Source organism: Bradyrhizobium hereditatis, from assembly GCF_020329435.1.
Classification (GTDB): Bacteria; Pseudomonadota; Alphaproteobacteria; order Rhizobiales; family Xanthobacteraceae; genus Bradyrhizobium; species Bradyrhizobium hereditatis.
Genome location: NZ_JAGKJK010000034.1, coordinates 1 through 25,083, shown reverse-complemented (window position 1 = coordinate 25,083; position 25,083 = coordinate 1). Strand labels below are relative to the sequence as shown.

16 protein-coding genes and 5 pseudogenes are annotated in these 25,083 nt (G+C 57.8%); 6 read left to right on the top strand and 15 right to left on the bottom strand.

The features are described 5' to 3' along the window. The 4 genes and pseudogenes from J6524_RS36340 to J6524_RS38145 form a co-directional block, all read right to left on the bottom strand. Positions 1-246: pseudogene (locus J6524_RS36340) on the bottom strand (IS630 family transposase); the annotation flags it as partial. A gap of 148 nt (positions 247-394) precedes the next feature. Beyond that, entirely contained in the window at positions 395-1,267 is an 873-nt protein-coding gene (locus J6524_RS36335; RefSeq protein WP_225678662.1) for a phytanoyl-CoA dioxygenase family protein, read from the bottom strand. Positions 1,268-1,927: 660 nt separating this feature from the next. Beyond that, positions 1,928-3,313 (bottom strand): FAD-binding oxidoreductase, encoded by a 1,386-nt coding sequence (locus tag J6524_RS36330; protein ID WP_225678661.1) that lies wholly within the window; start codon positions 3,311-3,313, stop codon positions 1,928-1,930. Between the two features lie 1,054 nt (positions 3,314-4,367). Continuing rightward, a pseudogene (locus tag J6524_RS38145) lies at positions 4,368-5,548 on the bottom strand (alpha-hydroxy acid oxidase). Positions 5,549-5,941: 393 nt separating this feature from the next. On the opposite strand from J6524_RS38145, the gene J6524_RS36320 reads away from it, so the two are divergent. Continuing rightward, the gene (locus tag J6524_RS36320; RefSeq protein WP_225678660.1) at positions 5,942-6,127 is read left to right on the top strand and encodes a hypothetical protein; all 186 of its coding nucleotides are present in this window, start codon (positions 5,942-5,944) and stop codon (positions 6,125-6,127) included. A gap of 91 nt (positions 6,128-6,218) precedes the next feature. Here J6524_RS36320 and J6524_RS37540 read toward each other — a convergent pair whose 3' ends face one another. From J6524_RS37540 to J6524_RS36290, 7 genes and pseudogenes are all read right to left on the bottom strand, one after another. Beyond that, positions 6,219-6,539, bottom strand: a complete 321-nt coding sequence (locus J6524_RS37540; protein WP_312002540.1) for an extracellular solute-binding protein — start codon at positions 6,537-6,539, stop codon at positions 6,219-6,221. Between the two features lie 62 nt (positions 6,540-6,601). Beyond that, a pseudogene (locus J6524_RS38140) lies at positions 6,602-6,655 on the bottom strand (hypothetical protein); the annotation flags it as partial. A gap of 16 nt (positions 6,656-6,671) precedes the next feature. Next, positions 6,672-6,893: an extracellular solute-binding protein gene (locus J6524_RS37535; RefSeq protein ID WP_283843382.1), complete on the bottom strand. Its 222-nt coding sequence runs from the start codon at positions 6,891-6,893 to the stop codon at positions 6,672-6,674. Between the two features lie 162 nt (positions 6,894-7,055). Then, positions 7,056-8,288 carry a RidA family protein gene (locus J6524_RS36310; protein WP_225678659.1) on the bottom strand — a complete coding sequence of 411 codons (1,233 nt, stop codon included), beginning with the start codon at positions 8,286-8,288 and terminating at the stop codon, positions 7,056-7,058. A 1,373-nt stretch (positions 8,289-9,661) separates the two neighbouring features. Continuing rightward, a complete protein-coding gene (locus J6524_RS36300) occupies positions 9,662-10,687 on the bottom strand; it encodes an NAD(P)-dependent oxidoreductase (RefSeq protein ID WP_225678658.1) in 1,026 nt (341 codons plus the stop codon). 381 nt (positions 10,688-11,068) lie between these two features. Beyond that, positions 11,069-12,247, bottom strand: coding sequence for a M24 family metallopeptidase (locus J6524_RS36295; protein ID WP_225678657.1), 1,179 nt, complete (start codon positions 12,245-12,247; stop codon positions 11,069-11,071). Between the two features lie 421 nt (positions 12,248-12,668). Beyond that, on the bottom strand, positions 12,669-13,013 hold the full coding sequence (locus J6524_RS36290) for an aspartate racemase/maleate isomerase family protein (protein ID WP_225678656.1): 345 nt from the start codon (positions 13,011-13,013) through the stop codon (positions 12,669-12,671). A gap of 1,098 nt (positions 13,014-14,111) precedes the next feature. On the opposite strand from J6524_RS36290, the gene J6524_RS36285 reads away from it, so the two are divergent. The 4 genes from J6524_RS36285 to J6524_RS36270 are packed head-to-tail and all read left to right on the top strand — an operon-like array spanning position 14,112 to position 17,975. Further along, positions 14,112-15,044 (top strand): ABC transporter substrate-binding protein, encoded by a 933-nt coding sequence (locus tag J6524_RS36285; protein ID WP_225678655.1) that lies wholly within the window; start codon positions 14,112-14,114, stop codon positions 15,042-15,044. A 51-nt stretch (positions 15,045-15,095) separates the two neighbouring features. Beyond that, positions 15,096-16,043 (top strand): ABC transporter permease, encoded by a 948-nt coding sequence (locus J6524_RS36280; RefSeq protein ID WP_225678654.1) that lies wholly within the window; start codon positions 15,096-15,098, stop codon positions 16,041-16,043. Between the two features lie 8 nt (positions 16,044-16,051). Then, entirely contained in the window at positions 16,052-16,879 is an 828-nt protein-coding gene (locus J6524_RS36275; protein ID WP_225678653.1) for an ABC transporter permease, read from the top strand. A 4-nt stretch (positions 16,880-16,883) separates the two neighbouring features. Next, positions 16,884-17,975 carry an ABC transporter ATP-binding protein gene (locus J6524_RS36270; protein ID WP_225678652.1) on the top strand — a complete coding sequence of 364 codons (1,092 nt, stop codon included), beginning with the start codon at positions 16,884-16,886 and terminating at the stop codon, positions 17,973-17,975. 435 nt (positions 17,976-18,410) lie between these two features. Here the strand turns inward: J6524_RS36270 and J6524_RS36265 are convergent. The 4 genes and pseudogenes from J6524_RS36265 to J6524_RS37530 all read right to left on the bottom strand — a co-directional run bounded on the left by J6524_RS36265 (position 18,411) and on the right by J6524_RS37530 (position 23,890). Continuing rightward, positions 18,411-19,519: pseudogene (locus tag J6524_RS36265) on the bottom strand (M20/M25/M40 family metallo-hydrolase). 355 nt (positions 19,520-19,874) lie between these two features. Continuing rightward, positions 19,875-20,884 (bottom strand): annotated as a pseudogene (locus tag J6524_RS36260) (phosphotransferase family protein). Between the two features lie 705 nt (positions 20,885-21,589). Then, a complete protein-coding gene (locus J6524_RS36250) occupies positions 21,590-22,774 on the bottom strand; it encodes a M20 metallopeptidase family protein (RefSeq protein ID WP_225678651.1) in 1,185 nt (394 codons plus the stop codon). 981 nt (positions 22,775-23,755) lie between these two features. Then, the gene (locus J6524_RS37530) at positions 23,756-23,890 is read right to left on the bottom strand and encodes a hypothetical protein (RefSeq protein ID WP_283843381.1); all 135 of its coding nucleotides are present in this window, start codon (positions 23,888-23,890) and stop codon (positions 23,756-23,758) included. Between the two features lie 410 nt (positions 23,891-24,300). Here J6524_RS37530 and J6524_RS36245 point away from each other — a divergent pair. Further along, positions 24,301-25,083, top strand: a 783-nt coding sequence (locus J6524_RS36245) for an IS630 family transposase (RefSeq protein ID WP_225678650.1), incomplete at its 3' end; no start/stop codon positions are given.

Below are 25,083 nucleotides of genomic sequence, written 5' to 3'. Positions count from 1 at the left end.
TGCGCGAGGGACGTGTCTTGTCGCGCAGCAGGCCCTCGAAACCCCTCCTGCATGAAACGTTCCTGCCAGCGCCAGACGCAGGTCTTGGACTTGCCGGTCCGCTGCATGCCGAACCCGTCCACGCTCAACAAGACAATCTCGGCCCGCCAGACCTGCTTCTGCGGCGCGTTGCGATCCCGCACCAGCGCCTCCAGCCGGCCGGAGGCGATCGGGCGGTGTAACGATGATGGAAATACCGGTGCGCATGCGCAAGAATCGCATGCAATCGGCGTCAACGGAATCCCTTCCGGGATTCAAACGTCAGATTTGATCCACTAGTCATTCGTTTCCCCGGCTGGTGCTGTCTTAAACGCTGTGAAACCCGCGGTGTTGCCCGTGGGCATCGCCCTCCGTGTCACGCGACGCGCGTGAAGTAGGACTTCTTCGCCCCCGACTGGTTCTCGTAGATCGAGCCCTGCCGCTTCGCCGGCGGAAGTGGCATTCGCACCGGCACCTCGCTGAGCCGCGGCGTAATTACTGATGGTCCCGCGAGCAAGCGGCGGTCGAACGAGGCAAAATCCTTGACGCCCATCAGTGGCCAGGCGTCGCTCGCCGCAACCTCGTAGAGCAGGAGGTTGCGCGGCTTGTTCGAGGTGTTGGTCGCGGAGCCATGCAGGGCTCGGACATGGTGAAATGACATGCTGCCGGCTTTTCCAACGCAGGGCACCGCACGCTTGATCTCGTCCTGAATCAGGTTCGGATCGATCAATCCCGCGAAACAACCGTCATCGCCGTGATGGTTCCAAACTTCCTTACCCATATGTGAACGCGGCGTTACCAGCAACGGACCGTTATCCAGATCGCAGTCATCCAGCAGCACGCCGATCGCCAGCAAGTCGTCATTAGTATGGGGATAGAACGCCCAGTCCTGATGCCATTCGACCGGCGAACCATATTGCGCGCTCTTCATGTTGAGCTTGGAGCCATGCAGGCGCAGGCCCGGGCCGATCAGCTTGGTAAGAATCTCGATCACGGCCGGGCTGCGGACGATCTCGTCGAAGATCGGGTGCACGTTGTGCGGATCCTTGATGCGGCGGACACGCGGGTTGGCCGGGGTGTGCCCCGGTTCAAGGTCGTAAACATCAGTGTGCTCTGTCACTTTGGCCGCACCCGCAATGAGCTCGGCCAACGCTGTCCGCACCCTGTGAAGCGTGTTCTGGTCGAGCACCTCGGGGACCACGATCACCCCGTCGCGTTTGTAAGCCTCAACCAAGCAATCCGAAATCATGCCCTTTCTCCTTTCTGAGCTAGATTGGAGACCTCAAAGGAAATGATACCTCTGTCATTGTGACTGGGCACGGGTGCAGACCGCCGCCTGCGGAACCGCTGAGAACTTCCGAGGCCGTACCGGCCACTTAATCTTGGCGCGAGGTTAACCTATATTTCTGTTTGTTTTCATGCGATTTTGGGGGTGAACGTACAGCATTGCCGCATCATGTTCGCACAACGTGCTGAAAAGCGGCGAGCGGCAAATTTGACTGGTTAAGAGCGCAGCGGGCGGCTCAAATTGCTGAGAGAGTCCCGCCTACCGGTCTCGCTAAGGCATCCGCCACATGGTCTCCAGATTCGCACGGGCCTGCTCTTTGGGCGAACTCAAGTCGGCCACCGACCGTGCGCGTGGTAGCCAGCGAGCATGCCCTAAGGATCGCGGTGCATTTTGCTGCAAGCGAGAATATTTCGCCGCACTTCGCCTTGACGGTTGTATCTCGCGACGCCATCGCGTTGGTCTCCTTGAGTACTGCGAAATTCTCGCAACCGAGCATCGTCGCCCCGACGGGGCATTCAAAAGAAAAAAGCGGTGCATACCCAACAACCGATCAGCCCCACGCCCGATCAAAAGCTTGCTCTCGAACGGCAGGCCAAGCGAGTGCCAAGCTACCTCGGCGGATCATCGGGCTAGGATCTTGCCTCGATTGAGCAGATTGTGCGGATCGAGCGCGGCTTTGATGCGACGCATGAGCGCAAGCTCCTCTGCGCCCCTTGAGAGTGGAAGCCATTCACGCTTGCTGAGTCCGATCCCATGCTCCGCCGAAACAGATCCGCCCAACACCGCTAGCGGACGGTAGACCATCTCCTGGACGCGACGCTTAGCCTCGTCGCTCCAGGGCCGCGGGCTGACGAGCAGATGGAGGTTGTTGTCGCCGACATGACCATACACAGTCATAAGCGCGTCCTCTCCAAACTCGGTGCGAAGCGAATTCTGAAGCTCCCGAACATACTCCTGCATCTGCACGATCGGCAGGCTGACGTCGAAGTCGGTTGCGGGATCCATCATTATTATTTCGCCCTCGACATCTTCACGAATCGCCCAAATGGCATCGCGCTGCGATTTGGAAGCGGCGACGACTGCATCTGCAGCGATGCCCTTCTCCAATGCAACAGTGAGAACGTCCTGGAATATGGCCTCGTCGCGTTCGATGTCAGTTCCGGCCACTTCCACGATCACGTAAACCTCGTGACCGGCAGCGAGGGGTGGTCGGTGACGTCCACTTCTGACTCCGATGATCTCATAAAAGTTATTCCACATAACTTCAAACGAACGAATCATGCCGCCAAGACGACTCCCAGCAAGCAAAAGGAATTGCGTAAGCTTTTCGAAGCTATCGAACGCGACAATGGCAGTCGCTTCGCTGATTGGTGCGGGATGAAGCCGCAAAACCGCGCGTGTGACTAATCCCAGTGTACCTTCGCTGCCGATGAATAGTTGCTTGAGATCGTATCCCGTATTGTTCTTGAGAAGCGAGCTCATCGAGGACACAACGGTGCCATCGGCTAAGACCGCCTCGAGTCCAAGAACGTTCTCCCGGGTCATTCCGTATCGGATCACAGTGTTCCCGCCAGCATTGGTCGAGATATTGCCACCGATCGTACATGACCCGCGCGCGCTTAGGTCCACGCCGTAAAGCAGCCCGTGTTCGGCTGCGGCCTCCTGCACGGCCTGAAGGGGGACGCCAGCCTCCACGATCATCGTGCGGCCCACCGGATCGATCGACTGGATATTGCGCATTCGCTCAAACGAGAGCTGCAGCTCGTTTGCGTCGACGGCGTGACCGCGAACAAGGCCCGTAAGACCACCCGCGGGCACCACAGGTTGTCGCGCCGCGTAGCACAGCTTCATCACCTCGGAGAATTCGGCGGTTGTGCGCGGACGAACCACCGCCCAGGCGGAACAGGAAGTGCGGCCCCGCCAGTCGCCAGGGCGGATCGCCACCTCCTCGCCGGTTATGAGTCCGGCGTCGCCCACAACAGCGCGGATCTGATTGAGAAGCTCCATGCTCGTTCACTCCTCGGAGGCTATGTTCGAGCCAAGTCTCTTGTGGCGGCCCGATTGAAAATTAGCGGCTGCCGTCTGATCGCCTTGGATGAGGGTGCCCGAGAGGACGGCTGCGACAAGCACAGTGGTCTCGATGCGTTTGCGTGCAGTTGCCAGTCCCTATAGATCGGCGAGCCCATTTCCGTAGGAAGCTCCGACCGATCGATGCCTTGATCGGCATTGCACACTCGCGGAGTGCACCCCTCCTTCGAGGCGCGTGGGCTGCTCATGCGACAAACCAAGGCTCCAACAGTTTTCCTGTGCGCTTCGATTTCCGAGACCGCCTGAGAGAGTGCAGCTTCCGAAGTCGGTTCGCCATTGTCGACGCGACGTTTGAGGTCGGAAAGCAAGATCATGACGATGCTGCCCATTGTGCCTACGGGCGACATCTTAGGCGTACGCAATGATCGATAGCCGCAAAAGAGCCCCGAAAGTGCGGAAATCCCGCGAAATGTTCCATTTTAGGCTCCTGATATGCATCAACTTCGGGCGAGATGGTGAAAAACCAGCGCGCCACAGGAAAAGAGTTTGTCCCTTGATCAGAACGGCGGCCCAAGCAAGCGCGCTCCGCCTATCATGTCCTAGCCTAACCTGCTCTAGCCGCGAGCCGGATCTCCCTCTGTTTCGCGATGTCGAGCGCAGCCAGCCTTGTCTTTTCCTGGATGAGATGCTCAACGGCCAGTGCCTGGAGGACGCGTACCCAAAGTAGCTCGGCGCTCTGATCGCGTGTAGCCGGCGGATAGCCCTCGCACGGCAGTAGGTCGACTGTTGAGGACCGGTCAGCCGTGCGTTCCGCGGCACAAGCCCTCGAGAACATGCGGGCCGCCGGTGGGAAGATAATCTCTTTCGATGGCCTTCCCACTCATAATGTCATAGGCCGGAGAGAGTGGCGGCCTGCGCGCAACTCCGAATTTTCAGCTCAGCGCAAACAGGCTTTTGGCGAGAGCCAGCGAGGACAACATTGCCAGTGCCGCGCACGACCGATGCACCTCTGATTGAGCATCTCCGGCCGGCATCAACCGTTGCGATCTGGCATCTCGAGCAGACTCCTGTCCAATTCAGTAATGTCCTTGCAACCACTCAGCGCCATTGCAATGTCGAGTTCGCGCCTCAAGATTCCGATCATTTGCTTAGCGCCAGACATTCCGCCGACGGCTGTGCCATACAACGGACTTCGGCCAATCATGACGGCTTGGCCCAGACAGCAAGGAGCTTCAGAATATGGCTGCCTCGCCGCACGCCGCTGTCCGCAATTACGGTTATCTGCTTGCCGGCCGCGTCGACGATCTCCGCCAAAACCTCGATCGGCGCCACGGCGCTGTCCAGGTTACTTGAGACGACGATGCCGTCGGCGTCCACCTTTGCCGCGAGAATTGCATCTTCGGTCCGAAGAATGCCCTTTAAGATGAGGTTGCCCTGCCAGAGATCGCGCAGCCGACGGATGTCGTCCCAGCCGAGATCCGACTCATGGCGCACGGGAAGGGCCGCCCCCTTTCCCAATATGCTGCCGCGATCATCAGCCGGATAATTCGTGAACGCTGGGACCTTGCCTGTCGCAAGATAGCGTACAAAGACGCCGATTGCCCAGCGCGGATGCAGTGCAACATCGCACACGTTCCGCACGGAGTATCTGAAAGGCATGCCGAAGCCGTTGCGGAGTTGAACTCCCGATTGGCGGATATAAGCGTATCGACCGTCACCACCAAGGTTCGTACACCGCTGTTCCACGCTCGTTCAATTAGGTCCCGCCAGAGCTCTTGTCTGTCCCAGCTTGAAACCAGATCGGTGCACTGCTGCTGCCGCGATTTCCTCGACAGCGGTTATTGCTTCCGCCGCAGCACAGAATGGTACGCCGCGTGAGGCGGCGGCTCTAGCCAACTCGATCTCTCCTCGAAACCTCACGAGGCCGGCGAAGGCCGTTGGGGCTATGATGATTGGCGCAGCTTGGTTTTCGTTGAACAAGGACACAGCTTGGGTCCGAACGCCGCCCCCTGTCAGCACCCGAGTTTTGATTCGAACTGCGTCCAGGGCACACCGATTCCGTTGGAGCGCATTCTCGTCCTCACTACCCCGATCTATGTACTTGATCGAACTGTGCTCTATATCGATAGTTCGTTTCGCGAGAGATCGATGGGGCCACCATCGCGGGCGACGCTCCGCGCGGGCGAGAGATAGTCGGCATCGGTTAGCGGCCATGCCAGCGCCGGCGTCGGTCTGACGGAGCGTAAGACCCATGCGGTATTCGTGCGTCTTAACTATTGCGTCTTAACTATTATGGGAGCAATCGTGCAGAAATTCCGCGATTTCCCCGAATGTCGCGCTTTATGGAAAATCACTACGTCTCCGAGTCGACCGGGAACCGAATTTCCAACAGCCGACCTGTCATCCTGAAGAGGCCTGCAGCAAATCTAGAAATATGTGTGCGGTTCATTGTTCCCGAGTTGCTCTCATGTAGACACGCCCATCACTATGAAAGATGTGCGGTCCCAACTCGTCGAAGGCATAGAGCGCCTCAAAGCTCGTGACCGACGGAATGATTCGTCGGGCAGGTCCTTGTCGTCCCAGAATCAGCGGGAGCAGCCAATCGTCATGGATAGCGTCGAACATCATGCGACCGATCGGCAGGACGAAGGCGAACAGGAAAGCCGGCTGGCGACAAGGACGAAAGCCTTCAGCTTCCGCGGGCACTCGGCTCGCTTCAGCCTGATCCGCTGCGTCACGCCATGGCGCTGCGCGGCGATTTGGTCAGCCATCTCTTTACCGAATCTTCTCTGAATTGGTCCGTTAGAGACGGTGAGGAGAACGGAAGTCCTCCTCACAGTTGCTTTCTTGGTCCTATGTGCTTTTTTTGGCGTTACTTCGCGAGCTACGCGGTGAAGCGCTGGCGCTGGTCGTCGCCCTTGTCGCTCCAGAAGTGAGCGTCAAGCAGCAGTGCAATTCGCATGTTATCCGGGGCGGTCGGCAGGTGAAGCAGGATCGCCGGATCGACATGCGCGACGGCGTCCTTGTTGGCTGGCCCGTAGGAGATGTAGCGGGTCTGGTCGGCCTGGACTGCTGCGGAGGCGGCGAAGGCAATCAACTTGTAGGTGTCGTCTGTGCGTGGAGTACCCTTGGGAATAACCCATACATCAATCCCCAGCGCCTTGTAATCCCACACGATCTGGAAATTCTTGCCGGAGTTCTTAATCGATCATAGATCCGGCCGTTCCAGGCCGTGGTCATCACAACCTGACCGTCGGCAAGGAGCTGCGGCGCCTGGGCCCCGGTCTGCCACCAAATGACGTCCTTCTTGATTGTCTCCAACTTCTTGACGGCGCGCTCAACACCGGCGGGCGTCCCTGTCCTTGATGGCGTCAGCGATCAGCGCCCATTCGAGACTGACCACGGGACTTCTATACAGTCCGCGCTTGCCGGGGAATTTCTGCGTGTCGAATAGGTCCGCGAGGGTTTTCGGCCCGTTCGGCAGCTTATCCTTGTCATAGGCGAGGACAGTGGCAAAAAAACCCGCCGGTACGGCGCAGTCATGCTGATCACTCTCCATGAACCTCGCCCGGTCGAGACCCAGCTTTTTCCAGCTCACATCTAGAGCCGCCACAAACGACGCCATTGAGTAACGAGATCTCAAAATACTCTTGGTAACGGCTTCTGCTCGGGCTTGCTCGCCCGGGCGCCGCGACGTTTACTTCTTCCGGCAGCGAAGCGCTCAGCCTTGCGCCACGCCCCATATCTCCACGGTGGTGTTCGGGCTGTGCATCATTGGCTTCGGCACAAGCGTCATGGGTGGAAGCGCGCCACCCACGCAATCGGCGAGAGTCTTGGCAAAAGCGATCGTCTCGGCCTCTGTACCAGTCGACGTGAAGTAGCAAACCATGAGCTTCAGGTCCGCGGGCGCGCGGCCGAAAGGGCGCAGGAGATCCTCGATATAGCTCATGGTGAAGCGGGTCTGCGGCAGGAGCTGACCCTCCATGACTGAGCGTCCCTTGTTGCTGTAGGGTTGTGCAGGCACCTGGCCGCCGAGCCACACCATATCGCGCAGCCGGATGGCTTGACGGTACGGTGTAGCGTAAGTCCAGTCCCATACGCGGGCGGGCCAATGGTCCTCACGCGGGATGTACTTGTCGTATCCGTTCCGCAGCTCGCGCATCGCCATGACCTCAACCTTGGTCAGCGCTTCCTTTGGAGTGAGGCGATGGCAGGGAACGACTGTTGCGACCGGTCCCGGCTCCCGAAAGTGGCTCGCCCGCGCCTTGGAGAGAGGCGCCCATTGTTCGCGCGTGTTGCCGAAGTAGTAGCCCTCCAGCTTGACGCTGTCCTGGAGGGAGGCGCCGAGCGCTGCCAGCGTCTCCGTGTGTCTCTCCATAATGAAGTGGCTCTGAGCCACGCCGTCGTCGGGATGGTTCACGAGGTCTTCGGCGTCCTCGGCCGTGCGATTGGCTACGGCGATGAACTCGCCTGCGCGCAATCCCCCCGTAACAACCCGCCCGCCGAAGAGCGACTGTCTCCGCGGCGGCACTGGGCGCGGTGCCACTCGCATATCGGAATGCGTACGCCAGCCGCGTTGCGCAATGGCCTGAATTTGGATTGTCTGGCCGGAGAAAGGTTGCATAGGCTCCGGCATCGTGCTGATTGCGGGCATGGGATCCACCTTGAAGAAACGGGCGAGCGCCGCGATTACTTCCCAGTCGTCGCAGTCGGCGGTGTAATGCGCCTTGAGCCGCACAACATCGTCGAGCGTGCAAGCTTCGGGGGCAAGCGCCTCCGCCAAGTTCGCCATCGCACCCGCGATCTGCCGGTCGAGGTCGCCCGGATTGCAAATCCGTCCCGTTGCGTCGAAGTCACCGGCGCCGCCGACAAAGCTCAGAACGCCTGCGCTGGCTGAAACATGATGGGTATGCGCAATTGGCAGATGCCAAGCGGTCGGCGCACTGGTGTCCATGTATTCCCCTTTTCATTGCTTGAGAATTTTGATGAGGTCCGCACAGGTGAAAGTTTATCTTCGACGCCATCGTTGAAAAGACGTTTTCTTGAAGTCCGTAACTCATTGAAAGCGATGTTGGTGTTTTATAAATCGAACATCGCACTCATTCGCAGACACCTTAACGGATGCCCTGGATACGCAAGCGGACGAATGCGAGGTCAGCCAACGTCCGCGGGCACGGGCCGAACAGCTGATCACGGCAAAAGGATGCGTCGCGAGCGAACGTCGAGAGCTCACTCCTATCCTCCGTCCGAGGCTGTTGACGGATAGGTCTTCGGCTATGACGTGCGCGTATCCGCCAGTATCGAACTAGGGGAGAGGCCTTCTCGAACTAGGGGAGAGGCCTTCGCGCATGGACCTTCACCCCGAGATCCTCATTATTCCGGACACGATGACTGCGTAGCCTTCCACGCATAAGCCCGCCTCGCGAGGACACCGACCGACTCGCACAACCACCCGCGGGCTAGATCCCCCGATGCTTCGCAACATGAACTTCATGTCGACTGCTTCGCGAAGTAGGAAGCGCTTCTTTGGATATCCCGCTCGGGCTTTAGCTTGGCCAGTTCGCGCTTGAGGTGCGTGATCTCCAACTGCTGCGGCCTCATCTGACCATGGCCCGGGAAACCGCCAATGAAAACGGACACTAACGACCGAATGTAACGTCACAATGCGCAAGAACTTGGTTAACTTAAGTGATGTTGCACACTAAATCCTCGCTGAAGCGGGCATGCCGCCCCTTGCACGCCGATCAACGACGGATGTGCACGCGAGGGGCCGTGTCGTTGCTCACTTTCCTATCGCCGCTGCCTACCGCCGCTCCGATAGCGGCGAGGACTACCACCAGCAGGATCGAGGACTACCACCAGCAGGATAGTGACGAAGAAATCCACAACCCAGCGAAGGCGACTGTGGCTCACGAGAAACCCCAAAAGCTACAAACTTCGACGGCAGTCGCTCTTGAGTGGCTAGTTCCACATCGGTATGGCCACGAGCTTCGAGCGAGTACTGGCGTTTTGGGCATTGATGCAAATGTTGAGGCTCGACTTCTCACAATCGGGAAAGCCAATCGGCAACACTGTCAGTCAAGCCAATCAATGGGAACTTTCGAAGCGCGCGCGACGCGAACTGGCTTCGCAGCCCCGAGAAGGGATCGAGGCTGGTCATAGGGGCAACAGCGTCGACCGCAAAGGTCGTTCGGCGTTAAACTGGCCGAATGGGCTTCCTGGGCTGGCTGACCGGTTAAGGAGGTAATCATCTAGGGACCGTTCAGGGCTTGCATAAGTCTGCAACCCCTGAACAAAGCAACTCGGCCACTGCGTTGCAAATCTAGTCTAGTAACCCAAATCCAGACTAACTTCCCGCGTGAGTGGCTTTCCCGTTGCAAACTCCAGCAAGTTCTGAGTGCCCCACTGAATGTTTCGTTGCAGAACATCATCGGCATTTGCAGCTTGATCATCGGAACCAATCACATTCGGAAGCTTGTGAACCGCCATGCGTGAACCCGAACCGGCTGGAAAGGCCCTCCCAAATCCATAGGTCCACCAGACGTCTGCTGCGTAGCCACGCAAACGACCCGACGTAAGTGCCTCATAAAGAGGTTTCTCTTGGATCACACTTCCGCGCGAAATGTTGACCAGAAAGGCAGACGATTTCATGGCCGCAATTTCGGCCTTGCCGATCAACTGGTTGGTCTCCACTGTGTTGGGAGTCGCTACGACTACATAGTCACATTTCGCCAGCACTGAACGTAGCTCGTCGACTCCATGGACCGCGTCTACGTATTCTAATGGCTTGCCCTTGTCTCGGCGAACCCCGAGAACATGCATGTCGAACCCCTTTGCATGCTTAGCAATGCGACCACCGATTTGTCCAAGGCCGATGATCCCGATCGTACGACCATGCAACATGCCCGATCGATACTCATCCGCATACACTGGAAAAGGCTTTTGTCGTTCCAGCAGCGCCTGATGCTTGAGCAGCGTTTTCTTCGCAAGGGCAAGCACGAACATCATCGCCTGCTCTGCAACCGCAACCGCATTGGCGCCGCGAATGTTCGCAAGTTTCACACCACGTTGTTTAAAGAGAGAGAGCGCTCCCATTTGACGCAGGTCATCAACACCAGAATGCAGCCAAGAAAACACCTTGAGTTTCTTTGCAATTTCCAGCGCGCCTTCCGGGACGCTTAAGGCGATGATAGCGTCCGCGTCGGGGGCGAGGTACTTCACATCAGAGTAAGCGCAATCAAAGCGAGAAAGATAGTCCCCTTCCGGTGCTACAACCTCTGTACCAGTCGGCATTGCTTTTCTTATGCTATTGATCTCGTCCTGTGTTGCGTACCACAAGCAAAGTACCTTCATCGTGCCATTTCCCCCTAGCTAGGTTTCCTACGTGTCTGAAGGCAACGAACATGTGCTCGGGTCCTTCAGTGAATTTCACTGTACGCCCCATCGGCGACTGTTTACCGCGCAATTGGCGTCGGATAGAGCGAATTCCTGCAAGAGAAGTCGCCTTCCTGCGGGAACATGCCCGTTCGACCTCCGGGAAACATGCCCTAAGAAGCCTTCGATCGACGACATGGGCTGGGCTTGCAGAAGGCACCCATTCACTTTCAGGAAATCAGCCGGAGAGAATGTGCCTGGCAGCGAGCACATTGTCGGGGGCAGCGGAAGCGTGGCGCGCTACCGCGGCCGGTGGATAGCCTGCATGTGTCCCTGCAGGCTACCAAATTTTCCGGATGCCTAAATCGGGTCAAGTTCGAAGAGCTCGCGCGGCAGCTTTGAGAAGGTTTCGGCACCAGTGTCGGTAACCCGGAATGTTTCGCTAATGACGTAGCCGAGATCTTGATCAATCCAGTTACCGAGCATCAGATGAAAGGTCATATTCGGTTTCAGGACGGTCCGGTCACCCTCCTTGAGGCTCGCCGTAGGTTCTGTCCAGTCGATACCGATTGCATAGCCGCACCGCGATTTCTTCTCAAACCCATGCTTTTTCAGTGTGGCGTTGAAAGCCGCGGCGACATCGCCACAGACGGCGCCAGGTTTAACCACGGCAAGCGCGGCCTCCAAACCGGCCACTTCACCTTCGTGGACTCGACGCAGCTGGTCTGAAGGTTTGCCGATTGAGAATGTTCGCATCAGGGCAGAGGTATAGCCATGACGCACACCGCCAACCTCGAGATTAATCTGGGAACCCTGCCGGAAAACATCCTCGCTCCAGCGGATATGGGCCGTGGCCGAACGGGGAGAGGCACACAGATAAAAGCCCGACAAGTCGGTGCTCGGCTTGCCATTGACCCCGCGCACCAGCGCCGCGATGATCTCTGCGGCCGCATCAGCCTCCCTCGCACCCGGATGAATCACTTCCTTCGCGCGCATCATTCCAGCATCGGCATTTGCGGCGGCCTCGCGCATCAGCGCAATTTCGAGGTCGGACTTGATTCCTCGGATCCAGTGAATGCCGGCACCGAAATCAACCACCCTGGCTTTCGGCATTCTCGTCTTGAATTTTTCGACTGTTTGAGCCGAAACGAACTTCGCCTCCAGCCCTACTCCCGAGCTGGCAAAACCTTTGTCATGCAGGAAATCGATCACAGCATCAAATCCGTCCATGTCGGGATTGGCGATAAGCTCTTCCGGATAGCCAATGACCCGACCGCTATCGATGAACATTTGATGCATCGCCGCTGGCCCGTCCATATGCCGTGTAAAGAAGGTTGGCTCTTCCTCCTTTAGGGAAACGACCAGGCCCTGCGGCACATAACCCGATTTGCTGGTATAACCAGAAAGATAGGTTATGTTGGCGGGACTTGTGACCATCAGCACGCCGATCTCGCGCCGTTTCATTTCTGCCTTGACCGCCGAGAGCCTTCGCAGATATTCAGTCCGCGGAAACACCTGTGGTCCTTTTGGCATTGACATGACTTTAGCTCCTTCTGTTGGATATTGAGTCGTTAAATTACCAGGGCAATGACGGGACGCCTGGAAGGTTGTGACACGATCTCCGCAATTTCAGCCGGCTTTGCGCTGTCTGTGTTCGCCGTTGGCTCCTGGAACGCCGCACATTTCCGGAAGTATCTTCGTAAGCATAGGCGGCATTGAGAGGATGTGATTGGTGATGCGCATGCTTGCATCCTGAGTCTCGTCCAGTATGCGACATGTAACTTAGGGTTAAACGACGATTGCGGTGGGCGGCAGCGCATCCCGGTATTTCGAGCCCATTAGCGCACTAGGGCCAAACAAGTGCCCAAACCCACCAATGGGCCGATGATAACCAGCAAGCGAAGCGCATCCCAAGCCATTGCCTGAGAGCTGCTGATCACTGGAACTCCGATCTCCCTTTCTAAACTGTCGATGTAGATGTGGCGGTGCAGGAAACAAAGTGCGCGTCCGGCGATTTCGGGTGAATTAGCGCCTTAGCCGCCTTAGCCGCCTTAACAATGCTTTCGTGACGCAACTCACCGATTTCCGCGTCAGTTGACGTCCCGAAAGTACCGTCAGGCGTAACTTCGAATCCGTTCTCACGGAAGAAGGTTAGAAACGAACAGTGGACGCCGAACCCGTAGGGAGTAAGGAGCGCTATTCTCTTTGCTTCCATCCGCTGAAGCGCTGCAATGCCGGCCACTGCTGGGGAAGCGTACTTGGCGCCGGGTCTTGCTTTCGCAAGCTGCGACAGCAGACTGTTCATACTCATCGCCACGCTGCCACTTGTGCAACTGAAAACCAGCACATCGATTCGTCCAGCGGGCGGAAGCGTTCCGCAATTTCCGCGAACGACGTTGCCAACGAAAACCACCACCGCTATGACCGTAGGCCATCCTTGTTGTGAAGACCGCCGCCTCGCTCTTGGGCATGATGGAGGTAAAGGCATCACCTCCCACCTCATCGGTGGAGAGCAGAATGAGCCGATACGAACGACGGCCACCGACGGACTAGTAAGCCCTTCGAGGAGTCTTGTAGAACCTTGCTCGTCCATACTCTCGTCTCAAGTGGCTTCGAGGTTGAGCAAGTCGGCTGCCTTCTTCCCGAATTTACGGTCTGCGCCGGACCGGTTAAGCAATGTCCGAAATCCCAACGATCGGGTCCATAGCGTTCTCTACCGCACTTCGACGCCGGCGTTGGACGCTAAGTTCAGAATACCCGTCTCGCAAGCATGTTTACGTCGCATTTGCCCAACGGCACGATGATTTTCTGCATTCTTAAAGTTCATTTTGTGCATGAATGCTTCCGGCGCGCCGCAGAACAAACGTGATCTCTTTGCATGATCGCATGAAATCTTCTTTGCTCTGCCCACTTCGATTTGCAACAGAAGCGCCCGTCGTCGGCTCTCCGCTCACGGAGGTTCGGAACTCGTGGACGCCACCGCGAACCAACACCGCACGCCCTGACCGCGACGTCCCGCTTGATGATAACCCATGTGCGCGGCATTGGCTCTGTCGCGGAGCTCAAGCGCGAGAGCGTCGCGTTCTCAAAAGTTCAAATCATAATAGAACACTTTGCATTTTGCCGAGACGGTGCAGAATTCCGGCTACGCAATGCTCCACAACAAAGAATCCCGTTCCGGCAGCTTGGTGTGCTCTCTCACAACAATTGCTATGTGCATTAACAAAAGTCACCACGGGAGCAAGGAGCATGTTCACGTCACGTCGCGAATTTCTGAAAAGTGCCGCTTCAGTCGCCGCTGTTGGTACTGGCGTCTCGGTGGCAGGCGTCGGAGAGACCCGTGCCGCTGAGACACTCACTGCGGTTGAATGGGGCGGCAACTACTTCGACAGCATAAAGAAGCTTGCGGCGAGGACAAGCTGATACTCAGATCAATTGGCAACTCCATGCCGGCGGTGCGGTTGCTATTCTCCCAAAATTCAAGGCCGGCTGGCCGAAGCCTGGCATAGATTTGCTCACCGGATGGGATCTCTCGTGGCAGACGATTGCACGGGAGGGTTGGGCAGAACCAATTACGCGCGAGAAGGTTCCGAATATCGCAGACATTCCGCAAAAGCTGCTGGTCAAGGACGGCGCTGGCAACGTCATCAATATTCCCCGCACCATATCAGCACTCATTTGGTGGTATCGCGAAGATCTTGTCCCGTTCGAGATCACGAAGCTCGAGGATCTGCTGGATCCCCGCTTCAAAGGCAAAATTTGTTGGCCGGTACCGACGCTGAGCTCCAATCTCCAGGCGGTCACGCTAGCGCTGCATAAAGGCGGCGATGAGCGAAACATGGAGCCGGCTTGGGACTTTTTGAAACAATTGGCGCGCAGCGGAAATATCGGACGTATCGCAAACGCGGACACCGATATCACGACCTCGATTACCTCCGGCGAGACTTGCATAACCTTTGGTGGCGGCACAGGCGTCGCGAGACTGAAACGTGACTTCAAAATCAAGACAAAGCACCTGAGCAAGATGCCTGCTCAATCAGGGTTCAAAACGTTTGTCTTTCACGAGGGTTGGTGTGTGCTCAAAAACGGGCGCACTGATGCAGCCTACAAGTTCGCGAACTTTGCAATTAGTCCCGAGAGCAATGAACAATTCAACCGGGACATAAGCGGCATACCGACAAACGTTAAGGCGAAGGCGCCCGAGGATGTCAACTACATGGCCTTTAACAACGAGGAGATGGAACGGCACGTCTACATCCCGGACTGGGAACATCTTTCCAAACAGGTTAACGCCTGGAACAAGCGTTGGGAGCAGGAAATCCAGCCTCTGCTCTAGTTGCAGAATGCGAATCCAAAAATCTCGGATAGGTATATGGCTGGAGTGCGAATGAAGTCTGGCGGATCACAAGTCTTGCCCCATCTGCCAGAAGCGGCGGCGAACGCGCCAATCGTAAAGTCTGCACAAAAGCGTATCGTTGGAGCGCGAGTGAGGGCTGTCAAATCCCAAGTACTGCTACTGCTTCCGGCAGTTGCAGTATTCGTCCTCTTCCTTGGACTGCCGATGTTGACGGTCCTCAATGAGAGTTTCCGTACATTCGAGCCTGGCCGAATTGGATCCGTAGAGGGCGCTCCTCTCACGATCGAAAACTACGCAGAGCTCTTTCTGCCGGTCTATATGCGGTACTTCTCGCAGACCTACTTCCTGGCGTTCTGCGCATCGCTCATTGCCGTCCTAATTGCTTTTCCGATTGCCTATTTCATCGCGAGATATGCATCCTCAACGATGCGCAAGGCCGCGATGACCCTCCTCATCGGGTTAACGTTCCTGAGCGCGCTCGTTCGGGTCTATGCGCTTCAGCTGGCCTTTGGCTCCGTCGGAATATTTGCACCGATCATGTCCGCTCTTGGAGTCAACATGAACGGATCGCTCTACATAAATTGCGTCATTGTCGTTGGATTGCTTCATTATTCGATACCCATGTCGATCCTGATATTGATCGGAGCGGTACAACAACTCAATCCGCGGCTAACCGAAGCGGCTCAATCGCTCGGCGCCTCGGCGCTCTCTTCTCATCTCACTGTGACGATACCATTGTGCATTCGCGGACTGGTCTCCGCATTCTTAGTCTCGATGACACTTGGCATAAGCGCCTTCATCATACCGTGGATCCTCGGACGGGGTCGTGTGATGTTTATTTCAAACCTTATCTACAGCCGGTTTAGCGAGATCACGAACTACCCGAGTGGCGCCGCGATATCGATCGTCATGATGGCCCTGTCCCTGCTGTTGATCTTCATCATGTCCAGGCTTTTTACCCTACTCGATCGGACGTGAGAAAAAGGATGCGTAGCAAGAGAAATGCCGATGTCATACTTGCCGTGAGCGTGACGGCGATCATCGCGGTGACAGTAGTGTTCCTGCTGTTCCCGGTCATCGTCACCGCATTCATGGCGTTCGATGCGCGCGAGTTCATCGGACCATTCCCCCCGACGGATCTATCGACGCAATGGTTCGTCAAGTTCTGGAATAGTGGCTATCTGTGGTCGGGGTTCAAGAATAGCGTGCAGCTGGCGGTCGCTGTGACCGTAGTGGCGACTGCAATGGGTGCATCAGCCGGACTGGCGATCAGCCGCATGTCTCCGCGGTGGCGCGACCTTACCACGACAGCGTTCTTGTCGCCGCTCGTTCTGCCGGGAGTCATCATTGGCTTTGCGCTGCTCATGTTCCTATCAGTCTTTAACGTGCTGCCGGTCTTTCCGAGACTGCTTTGCGGCCACCTGATCGTCACGATACCCTACACGATCAGAATGACGTTGGTTGGGCTTACCGGCATAAGCGCAACACTCGTTGAGGCGGCGTCGAGTCTTGGCGCGAACGAGCGTCAGGCATTCTTCACGATCACTCTACCACTCGCCAAGAACGGCATTGCCGCCGGCGCCATTTTTGCTTTCGCCTTCTCCATGGACGATGTGACGATCAGCCTTTTCCTGAGCGACTACGACACGTACACCTTTCCCGTCGCCCTCGTCGGTCTGATCCGGTCGCATTTTGAACTCACGATCGCGGCGGCCGCGGTCGCCCTGATGGGCCTTACAGTCGTTCTTCTGCTCGCGCTGGACCGCGTCCTTGGCCTCGAACGTGTAATCGGCCAGGGCGTCTATAGGACATGACTAGATGAGTGTACTCAATCTGAAAGACATCACCAAAAAATACGGGGAACTCGCCGCTGTCGATGGCATCTCCCTCGATATGGAGAGAGGAAAGGTACTCTCTCTTTTGGGGCCAAGCGGCTGCGGCAAGACGACGACGTTGCGCATCATTGCGGGCTTTACCTCGCCTGACACAGGGACCGTCGAAATTGCCGGCAAGGACGTCGGCCATCTGCGGCCCTACGAGCGCAATGTCGGACTCCTCTTCCAGGATTACGCGCTCTTTCCTCACATGACGGTGGCCGAGAATGTCGCCTATGGCATGCGGCACCGCGGAACCCCGACCTCAGAAATAACCACTCGCGTTTTGCGAATGCTATCGCTCGTGCAACTTACCGGCATGGAGGCCCGACGCCCCCATCAGCTGAGCGGCGGACAACAGCAGCGTGTGGCACTTGCGCGTGCTCTGGCAATCGATCCCCAGATCTTGCTCCTTGACGAGCCTTTGTCAGCGCTCGATGCGAAGCTTCGTCTAGAGTTGCGGCTCGAGTTGAAGGAGATCCTCAGATCTGTCGGCGCCACGACCATCGTAGTGACACACGATCAGGAAGAAGCTCTCACCCTTGGCGACGAAGTAGTCGTCATGAATGCCGGAAAAATCGCTCAGCGGGGAACCCCGACGCAAATTTACGAGGCGCCTGCCGACAAATTCGTCGCGGAGTTTGTTGGCAGATCGAACTGGTTCCATGCATCGAAACGTAGCCAATCAACCGACGGATTGACTTCGTACGTCGCCGACGACGGTCTTGAGATCCGCACGAGAGCGAGCCGCCCGGACAGTGAAGGTGGCGTCGATTTGTGCGTGCGGCCGGAAGATATCGAGCTCGTGGATGGCACCGCGCCCGAGTCGGCTCCAAGCCCAGAGCACAACGTCTTGGCGGGTGTCGTGCTCGATGTGGCGCCTCTTGGCGCCGATGTGCATGTGGTCATCGAACTTCCGGGTAAAAGCCGGTTGCTCGCAATCCGCAAGAATGTCGGGCGGGGTTCGGAGATTCTACCCGGACAATCCGTCCGCGCTCTTTTTTCCGCGTCGGATGTCCTCGTATTCCAACGTTGAAATGTGCACGTGCGGCAGACAATAAAAAGTCTGCAACGGCTAGTGCCGAGGACCCGAATAATGCTTTTTGGGCGACGCCTCCGTGCCGCGTTTGGACGACCAACGATTGATGCACAGGCATGCCGGTCTTCTCAAAAGCTCACTATATCGCGGGCCGAATTGTCCGGTTGAAATAAGAAGGATCTGACCCGAGAGAGTGCCGGGCTCGGCATTGTCGCGGTGGCGCTGGCATGCCTAATTGCTGCGAGTACAATCGTAGTGGCTCTTCCAAAAGGATACAAAGCGTACAAAGCACTGGGTCAGAAGGAGGACTAGGCCGCCGCAGGCCAGAGCAATAAGGGTCTACAACAGGTTCGCTAGTTGGCTTTCCATGCTCGCGATCGAGCGAGGTGCCACGAATACTCGCGGCACTCCCTCGGCGGCGGTGACTGTGCGTCACTTTAGCGTCGCCAACAGTCCCGCCATCAACCTGCCACGTTCGGCAAGGCTGTTGACGTCAATATGCTCGTCGAGCGGTGCGCGTAAGCACCGCGCACGCCGAGGCCGTCGAGAGTTGGGATCCCAAGAGCGCCCGTGAAATTTCCGTCGGAGCCGCCGCCGGCGCTGACGTGCGGAAGTTCGGCGCCAAGGGACTTTGCAATGGCGCGCGCTCTCATACAGCGCCATGGTGCCAGCGTCGGGCTCCCACACCGGACGCGTGACCCCGCGGGTCACCTTGAAGATAACATCGTTGGTCTTGCCTGACAGCGCCAGCATCATCTCGACACCGCGGTCGAGATCTGCCTGGCGCTTGGCCATGCTGAGCGCCTCGCCCGTGCAGGGCGTGGCAACGCAATTGACCCACTGGTCGCCCTGCACGATACCAACCGAAAAGGTGCAATCATCCGTCGTCATCGCATCTCGCAAGAACTTGCCGCGCCATTTCCGGAATTGCAGAACGCCCCGAGGAGAGCGTCGCGCCGGCATGGCTCGGCCGCCCTGTGGCTTCCAGATTGAACCGCGCGATCGCATACCGTCCGGTGACGACGCCGTTGTCAGCCGGACCAGGCTCGGGCACTAGCACATATTTGTTGCGCCTCGCTTCCGCCTCGATGATCTCGCGGGTCGATGGCGTGCCGACTTCCTCGTTCGGCGTGAGCATCACGGTAATCGGCAATGGTGTGGTGAAGGAGGCGCGGCCCAGTTGCCTGATTGCTTCGAGCGAGAGATAGTTGCCCCCTTCATGTCGAAGATGCCGGGGCCGTTGTTGCCTTCCCCGCGCCACTTCAGCTTCTCGATCGTCCCGACTGGATGCACCGTATCCATATGGCCGGCGATGAGGATGCCCGGCTCGCCTTGTTTGGGATGCGAAAAGCGAGCGCGAATGACGCCGCCGAAACTATCGCGGCCCGCAATACGCTCGATCTTCGCTCCCATGACGGCCATCTCGCGCGCCGCGAGATCCAGCATGCGGTTCAGGCGTCTGCGTCCGAGGTCGGGCTTTCGCATTCCACCCACGTGCGCAGTCCTTGCACGGCGTCGAAGGGGAGATTGGCTGGATTCATTGAACTCTCTCATGCATTCGAGCGTACGCGTCGTGCCGCGAACGAGAATGCGGTGAACGTCGCGCCCACCCCTTTGGATTAAGTGAAATAGCCGAACCGCGGTCAACGAAAGCGCCGTCTCGAACCATGCAGCCCTTTTCTCCGGCCAAATAAGTCATTGATTTTACTGAATCGGCGAAGAATATTTGCGCGATCCGCAACATCCCTAACACTGGCCGCCGCTTGATACGGATGCAATGTGGGCTGAGGTGCTCAGTAGCGGAATCCGAAAATGGTCCGTCGAGAGCTATCAACACTCACTCGATCCTCCGTACTGACCAGCACATTGGCCGCGCATCCCTCCATGACGGTTGCGCTACACCGGCCCCGCCTTCTGTGCATAGGCCCAGGAAGCTTACGCGAGCGGATCGAATGACGGGTTTAGCTTTGGCATTGGCCATGCCCTCGCGGATGCCGTCTGCAAAACTTTCGGTGATGCCGGCGACATGGAAGAGATTGTACGAAAAAATACCAATTCAAATTTCGAAAATTTAGCGCCGATACAGTTGCAGTAGATCTGCGCTGCCTCGTCCATCATTGGGATGTTGAGCGGCTCAAAATCAGCCCCCTGCAGCCCCGGCATGGTCCACTGCATCAACAGATCGGTGAAATGGCTCATGGGATCACCGAGCGTCGACAACTCCCAGTCGAGCACGCCAGCACTAGCGGCTCTGTGGCGTGGAAGATCATGTTGTCGAGGCCATAGTCCCCATGCACGATGGACACGCGCTGCTGCTCGGGCAGCGTGCGCGGCAGCCACTCGATCAGTATTTCGAGTTCCGCGATATATTGCGTCTCGGAGGCCCGATATTGCTTGGCGCGCAAAATAATTGCCGTGTTTCCCAATCGGCGAGACCGCCCTTTTCGGGATCGTACATGTGAATCTTCGCGAGCGTCTTGATTTGCTCCCGAAGATCACTGGCCGGACTTCGGCGACGGTTTGGCAGCGCCAGAACACCCGCCCCTCTTCTATCGATATAAAGTTCAAGGCTGCGCCGACGATGTCGTCGTCGGTGCATAGCGCATAGGCTCGCGCGAGCGGGTAGCCGTGTTTACCGAGCGCCGAGATTACGCGGAACTCTCGCTCGAACAGGATGAGCCAGTGGCGAGAGATTGCCGGAAGCGCATCACGTACGAGCAGCGTGGGGTGTCGAGCCGGCGGGTGGGGTTCGACTGCCCACCCTTGAATTGGAGCACGGCCAGACGCCGACCTAACCCTCAGTATGCTCGCGGCATCCAGGCATGGAGATTAGCCTCATTCAAACTATGCCGCTCCTTAATGGGCCTCGTGCCTGAAAACTCCTCGTCCCCTCTTGATACCTTCAGCCAAGTGGCGCCCCTGAACTCTTCTTTGGAGCGCCAGGGGTGCTCTCTCTTCTTCACTGTAGAGTTGCGTATTCTCGAATTTTCGAGTCTGGCGATCGCGCGGCAGTGCACCTCGTCTGCGCCATCGGCCAAACGTATGGTGCGCGGGGTGCATAATCGTGCGCAAGGCGAGCCTCGCCGGACACACCGGCGCAGCCTGATCGATAACCTTGAGTTGCCACGCGGGGAGCCGCTACCTTGATCGTCGCGACTTAGAGCTGAGCGGTCTTGCAGTTTTCAAGCACAAGAGCCGGTCATCTCGATATCAATGTGCGCCTCCGCGGCGCTGCTCGCGTGCGGAATGCGCAACGATCTTCTTGACGAAAGCGATGCGCGAATTGAGACGCTTGATCATTTTCGAGCGGCTCTTCCGCCTTGCCGATGGTGCGCATGCGGGGAGGAATGCGCTCCCGACTGAGCCGGCCTTCGTCAATCTCGCCCCCTGCCCTCACCAAACAATCGATTGCTCGCGACGCAAAAAACTGTGGTGCTCTTCGCGATGGCTGATGCATGTCAATCCAAGTTCGCGTGGAAAAATGCGCCATGGAAAGACGCGGCGCTCCGCAGCGTGTGTCAGCATGCGAATCAACTCGACGGGGTCCTAACGTGCAGACCACCAGAGGCACAAGGCAGCATGCCTCGGCGCTCCGTGCATGCCGACTGATGTCAGGAATTCAGCAGATCGAGAATGTATCTAACGGTGAGCACAGTTGTCGGGATAATGAGTTCATCGGAGGCTCCGAATGTCGGCGTATGCACAAACGACTCGTTGCCGGGAGCGCGGCTACCGAACCAGAAATAGATCGAGGGCACGCATGCCGCGTAGAAGCCAAAGTCGTCGCTCCCTGCTACCGATCTCCTGTCGCTGAAGAAGGCGTCGCGGCCGGCCATATCGTGAACGAGCTGCCGGAATCGCTTCACCATTTCGGCATCGTTGACAACAGCCGGCTCGCCCGTGCGAATGATGCATTCGGCGCGACCGCGGTGCATGGCTGCGACGCCGTCGGCTACTTCGCGCACGCGCTGGGACAGCAACGCCCTGCGCTCCGAGCTAGCTGTCCTGATTGTTCCCTCCATGACGACAGTCGGGCAGATGATGTTGGTCGCCTCGCCGCCATGGATGGTGCCGATCGTGACGACCGCACCATCGTCTACCGGCATTTCGCGCGACACCAGCTTCTGCACCTCGTTGACGAACGCTGCGGCGATAGTGATCGCGTCGATGCCGTTATGAGGCGAGGCGCCATGCGCCATCTTGCCAGTGATGGTGAGCTTAAATTGATCGGCGGACTTGGTTACCGCGCCCTCCTGTGCGCCGAACATGCCGGCGGGAATTCCAGGACTGACGTGGAAGCCGACGGCCCGGTCGAAGCCGTCCAGCAGCTTTTCGTCTTGAACCGTGCGCCCACCGAGCGGCTCTGCCTCCTCGGCTGGCTGGAAGAACACGCGAACCTTACCGGCGAAGTTGTCCCGCAGCCGATGCAAGGCGAGAGCCGTGCCGAGCGCGATCGAGCTGTGCATGTCGTGACCGCAAGCATGCATGACACCGTTGATTTGGGAGCGATAGGGCAGATCGTCCCGCACCTCCTGGATCGGCAGTGCATCGATGTCGCCGCGCACCGCGACCGCTCGCTTCGGGCCGGAGGCGCGACCTTCGATGTCGACATAGAGGCCAGTGTTGTGGAACGTATTAGCACCCTCAAGGCCAAAGCGCTGCAAGACGCCCCGGATCCGCTCCTGCGTTTTCCACTCCGCGTTCGAGAGTTCAGGCTCACGATGCATGACGTGCCGCAGCTCGATTACAGCGTCGCGCTCGGCATCCGACAGAAAGCTGTTGCTGCGTGTGCTCACCGAATTGACCCTTTGATCCGCGCCGTTCGCCGGGCGCTATCTACGCATAAGACTAACACCGTCATGAAAACGAAAATCGGCCAACTTCTGCCTCTGGCGGGCATACATCCGACCCAGTTTCCTGGTTTGGCGCAGGAATTCTTCGCGGAAAAAGCCGCAGCTAGCCCAACAGGCTGCAGTGCGCGCGCGATCGGCCGCTATTGGGCCAACTCGGTGAGATCGTTAGTGCTTGCACCTCGAAGCCTGCGCTAACTGATCTCGGCTGGCTGGGCGGACACGAGGACTCTCGCGACTTCCATTGCCGCCGCGATGATCAATGTTTGTCGGCATCCGGGCTATAACACCTTTGATGGAATCCACTCGCGTTCTGCGGTCGTGACTTACGCTTCTGCCGCCGTACATAGGCAACAACTCGGGGCTAGGCCCGGTTTGCAAGACCAAATTTATAGGAGATTAACCGCCTTATCGAAACCATCGATATCGCCAATGAGATGTTCTCGACGCCGATTGGCTTTTGACGCTCCGGGAATGACTTCTGCCGGCGCATCCTGGCGACTGACGGTCAACGGCTCGCCCTCGCGAGTCAAAATCACGAGTGGCGATGCAAAGCTGAGATTCTTGCCAGCTGCATTGATCACAGCGCATTACTCAAGGCACGATCAAAAGAGATGCAAAGGCGCCCGGCCGGCGCCGTGCCGGACTGCGAGTGCTCCTTCTAATATTCATCAGTATTGATGTGATGCGCGAAATCCGCGTTGACTTTCCGAGTCAGGGGTGGTCGCGGCGGGAATTTCATCGGCATGATGGACCGCAACTCGGGGACCTTCAGCCATTCAGGGCAGCAGGCAAAGAGAGCCGGCAGGCTATGCGATTGGCTTCCGCCTCACGCGCTTGATCGTGGCAGAGAAGGTGAACAGGGTTCCGCTCGTCGGCCGTTAGCTGGCCTCGCGCGATGATTAGTGAGTGAGCCACCAGCGCGGGTTACTTCGCCAGCACCCACGATGAGGTCGTCATCCCCGTGCCGCATCCAAGAACTGGCAGGCGAAATCGATTTTTATGCTCCCCCTGAAGCACCAGCACGGAGATTGCAAAGAGGCAGTAGTCGGCGAAGATCATGAAGCAGCCGCCATGGACGTTGCTAGAGGAGTTCAGGTACTTCTTCTGAACCTGAAGGCTTCAGCGAATTCTGCCGTTAGCCTCCTGCCGATGCAAGAAGGGGCCGCTATGCATTTCAAAGACGTCGTCGCTCCAGGTTCGCCAACCCACATTCGTCTTTCAGTGTCGACGTTTAGATCAGGGGAACGAGTATCCATCGTTTTGGCCCCGTCCTGCAAGGATGTATGCCTTCAGCTATTGGCATCTCCCTCAGGCTCGATCCGGTCCGCTGCTTTACCTCATTTGTGGAAATTCCTCGCATACGCATACCGACCGGTCGAACGGCGTCAGCCACCAGCATGCTAGTCATCTGGAACGCAAGTTCGTCACATTTTATGATAGCTCGAATCTCTCGATAGAGGAGAGCGCTTGTGACGAATGCGGGTGCGAGAGGCCGGCCCATGGCGCCGTTGGTGCTGAGTGCGCAGGAGCGAGCGTACTTAGAGAGGCAAGTTCGTCGTCATCGTGTTGCCCGGTCGCTATCTGAGCGGTGCCGCGCGATCCTGCGGTGTGCGGATGGCTTGCCAAGCAAGTCCGTGGCTGCCGAACTCGGCATCCATGAACACACCGTTGGCAAGTGGCGCCGCCGATTTCTGAAGGATCGCTGTGACGGCCTGCTTGATGAAGCCCGCCCTGGCCGCCCTCGCACTATCAACGACGATCAGGTTGCTGCTGTGATCGAGCCGACGTTGCGCACCACGCCGGCCGATGCGACGCACTGGTCGATCCGCTCAATGGCTGCGGAAACCGGCTTTTCCCACACCACGATCCGCCGAATGTGGATGGCGTTCGGCCTGCAGCCGCACCGGAGCCAGACATTCAAGCTGTCGAGCGATCCGCTGTTCGTCGACAAGGTGCGCGATATCGTCGGGCTTTACCTGTCCCCGCCGAACCGAGCCCTCGTCCTCAGCATCGAGGAGAAAAGCCAGATCCAGGCACTCGATCGCGAGCAGCCCGTCTTGCCGATGATGCCTGGCGTGCCGGAACGTCGCACGCACAGCTATGTGCGGCATGGTACGACCACGCTGTTTGCAGCACTTGACGTTGCGTCAGGGTTTGTCATCGGCAAATGCTACAAGCGCCACCGGGCAGTCGAGTTCTTGAAATTCCTCAAAGAGATCGACGATCAAGTCCCTGAAGGGCTCGATGTTCAT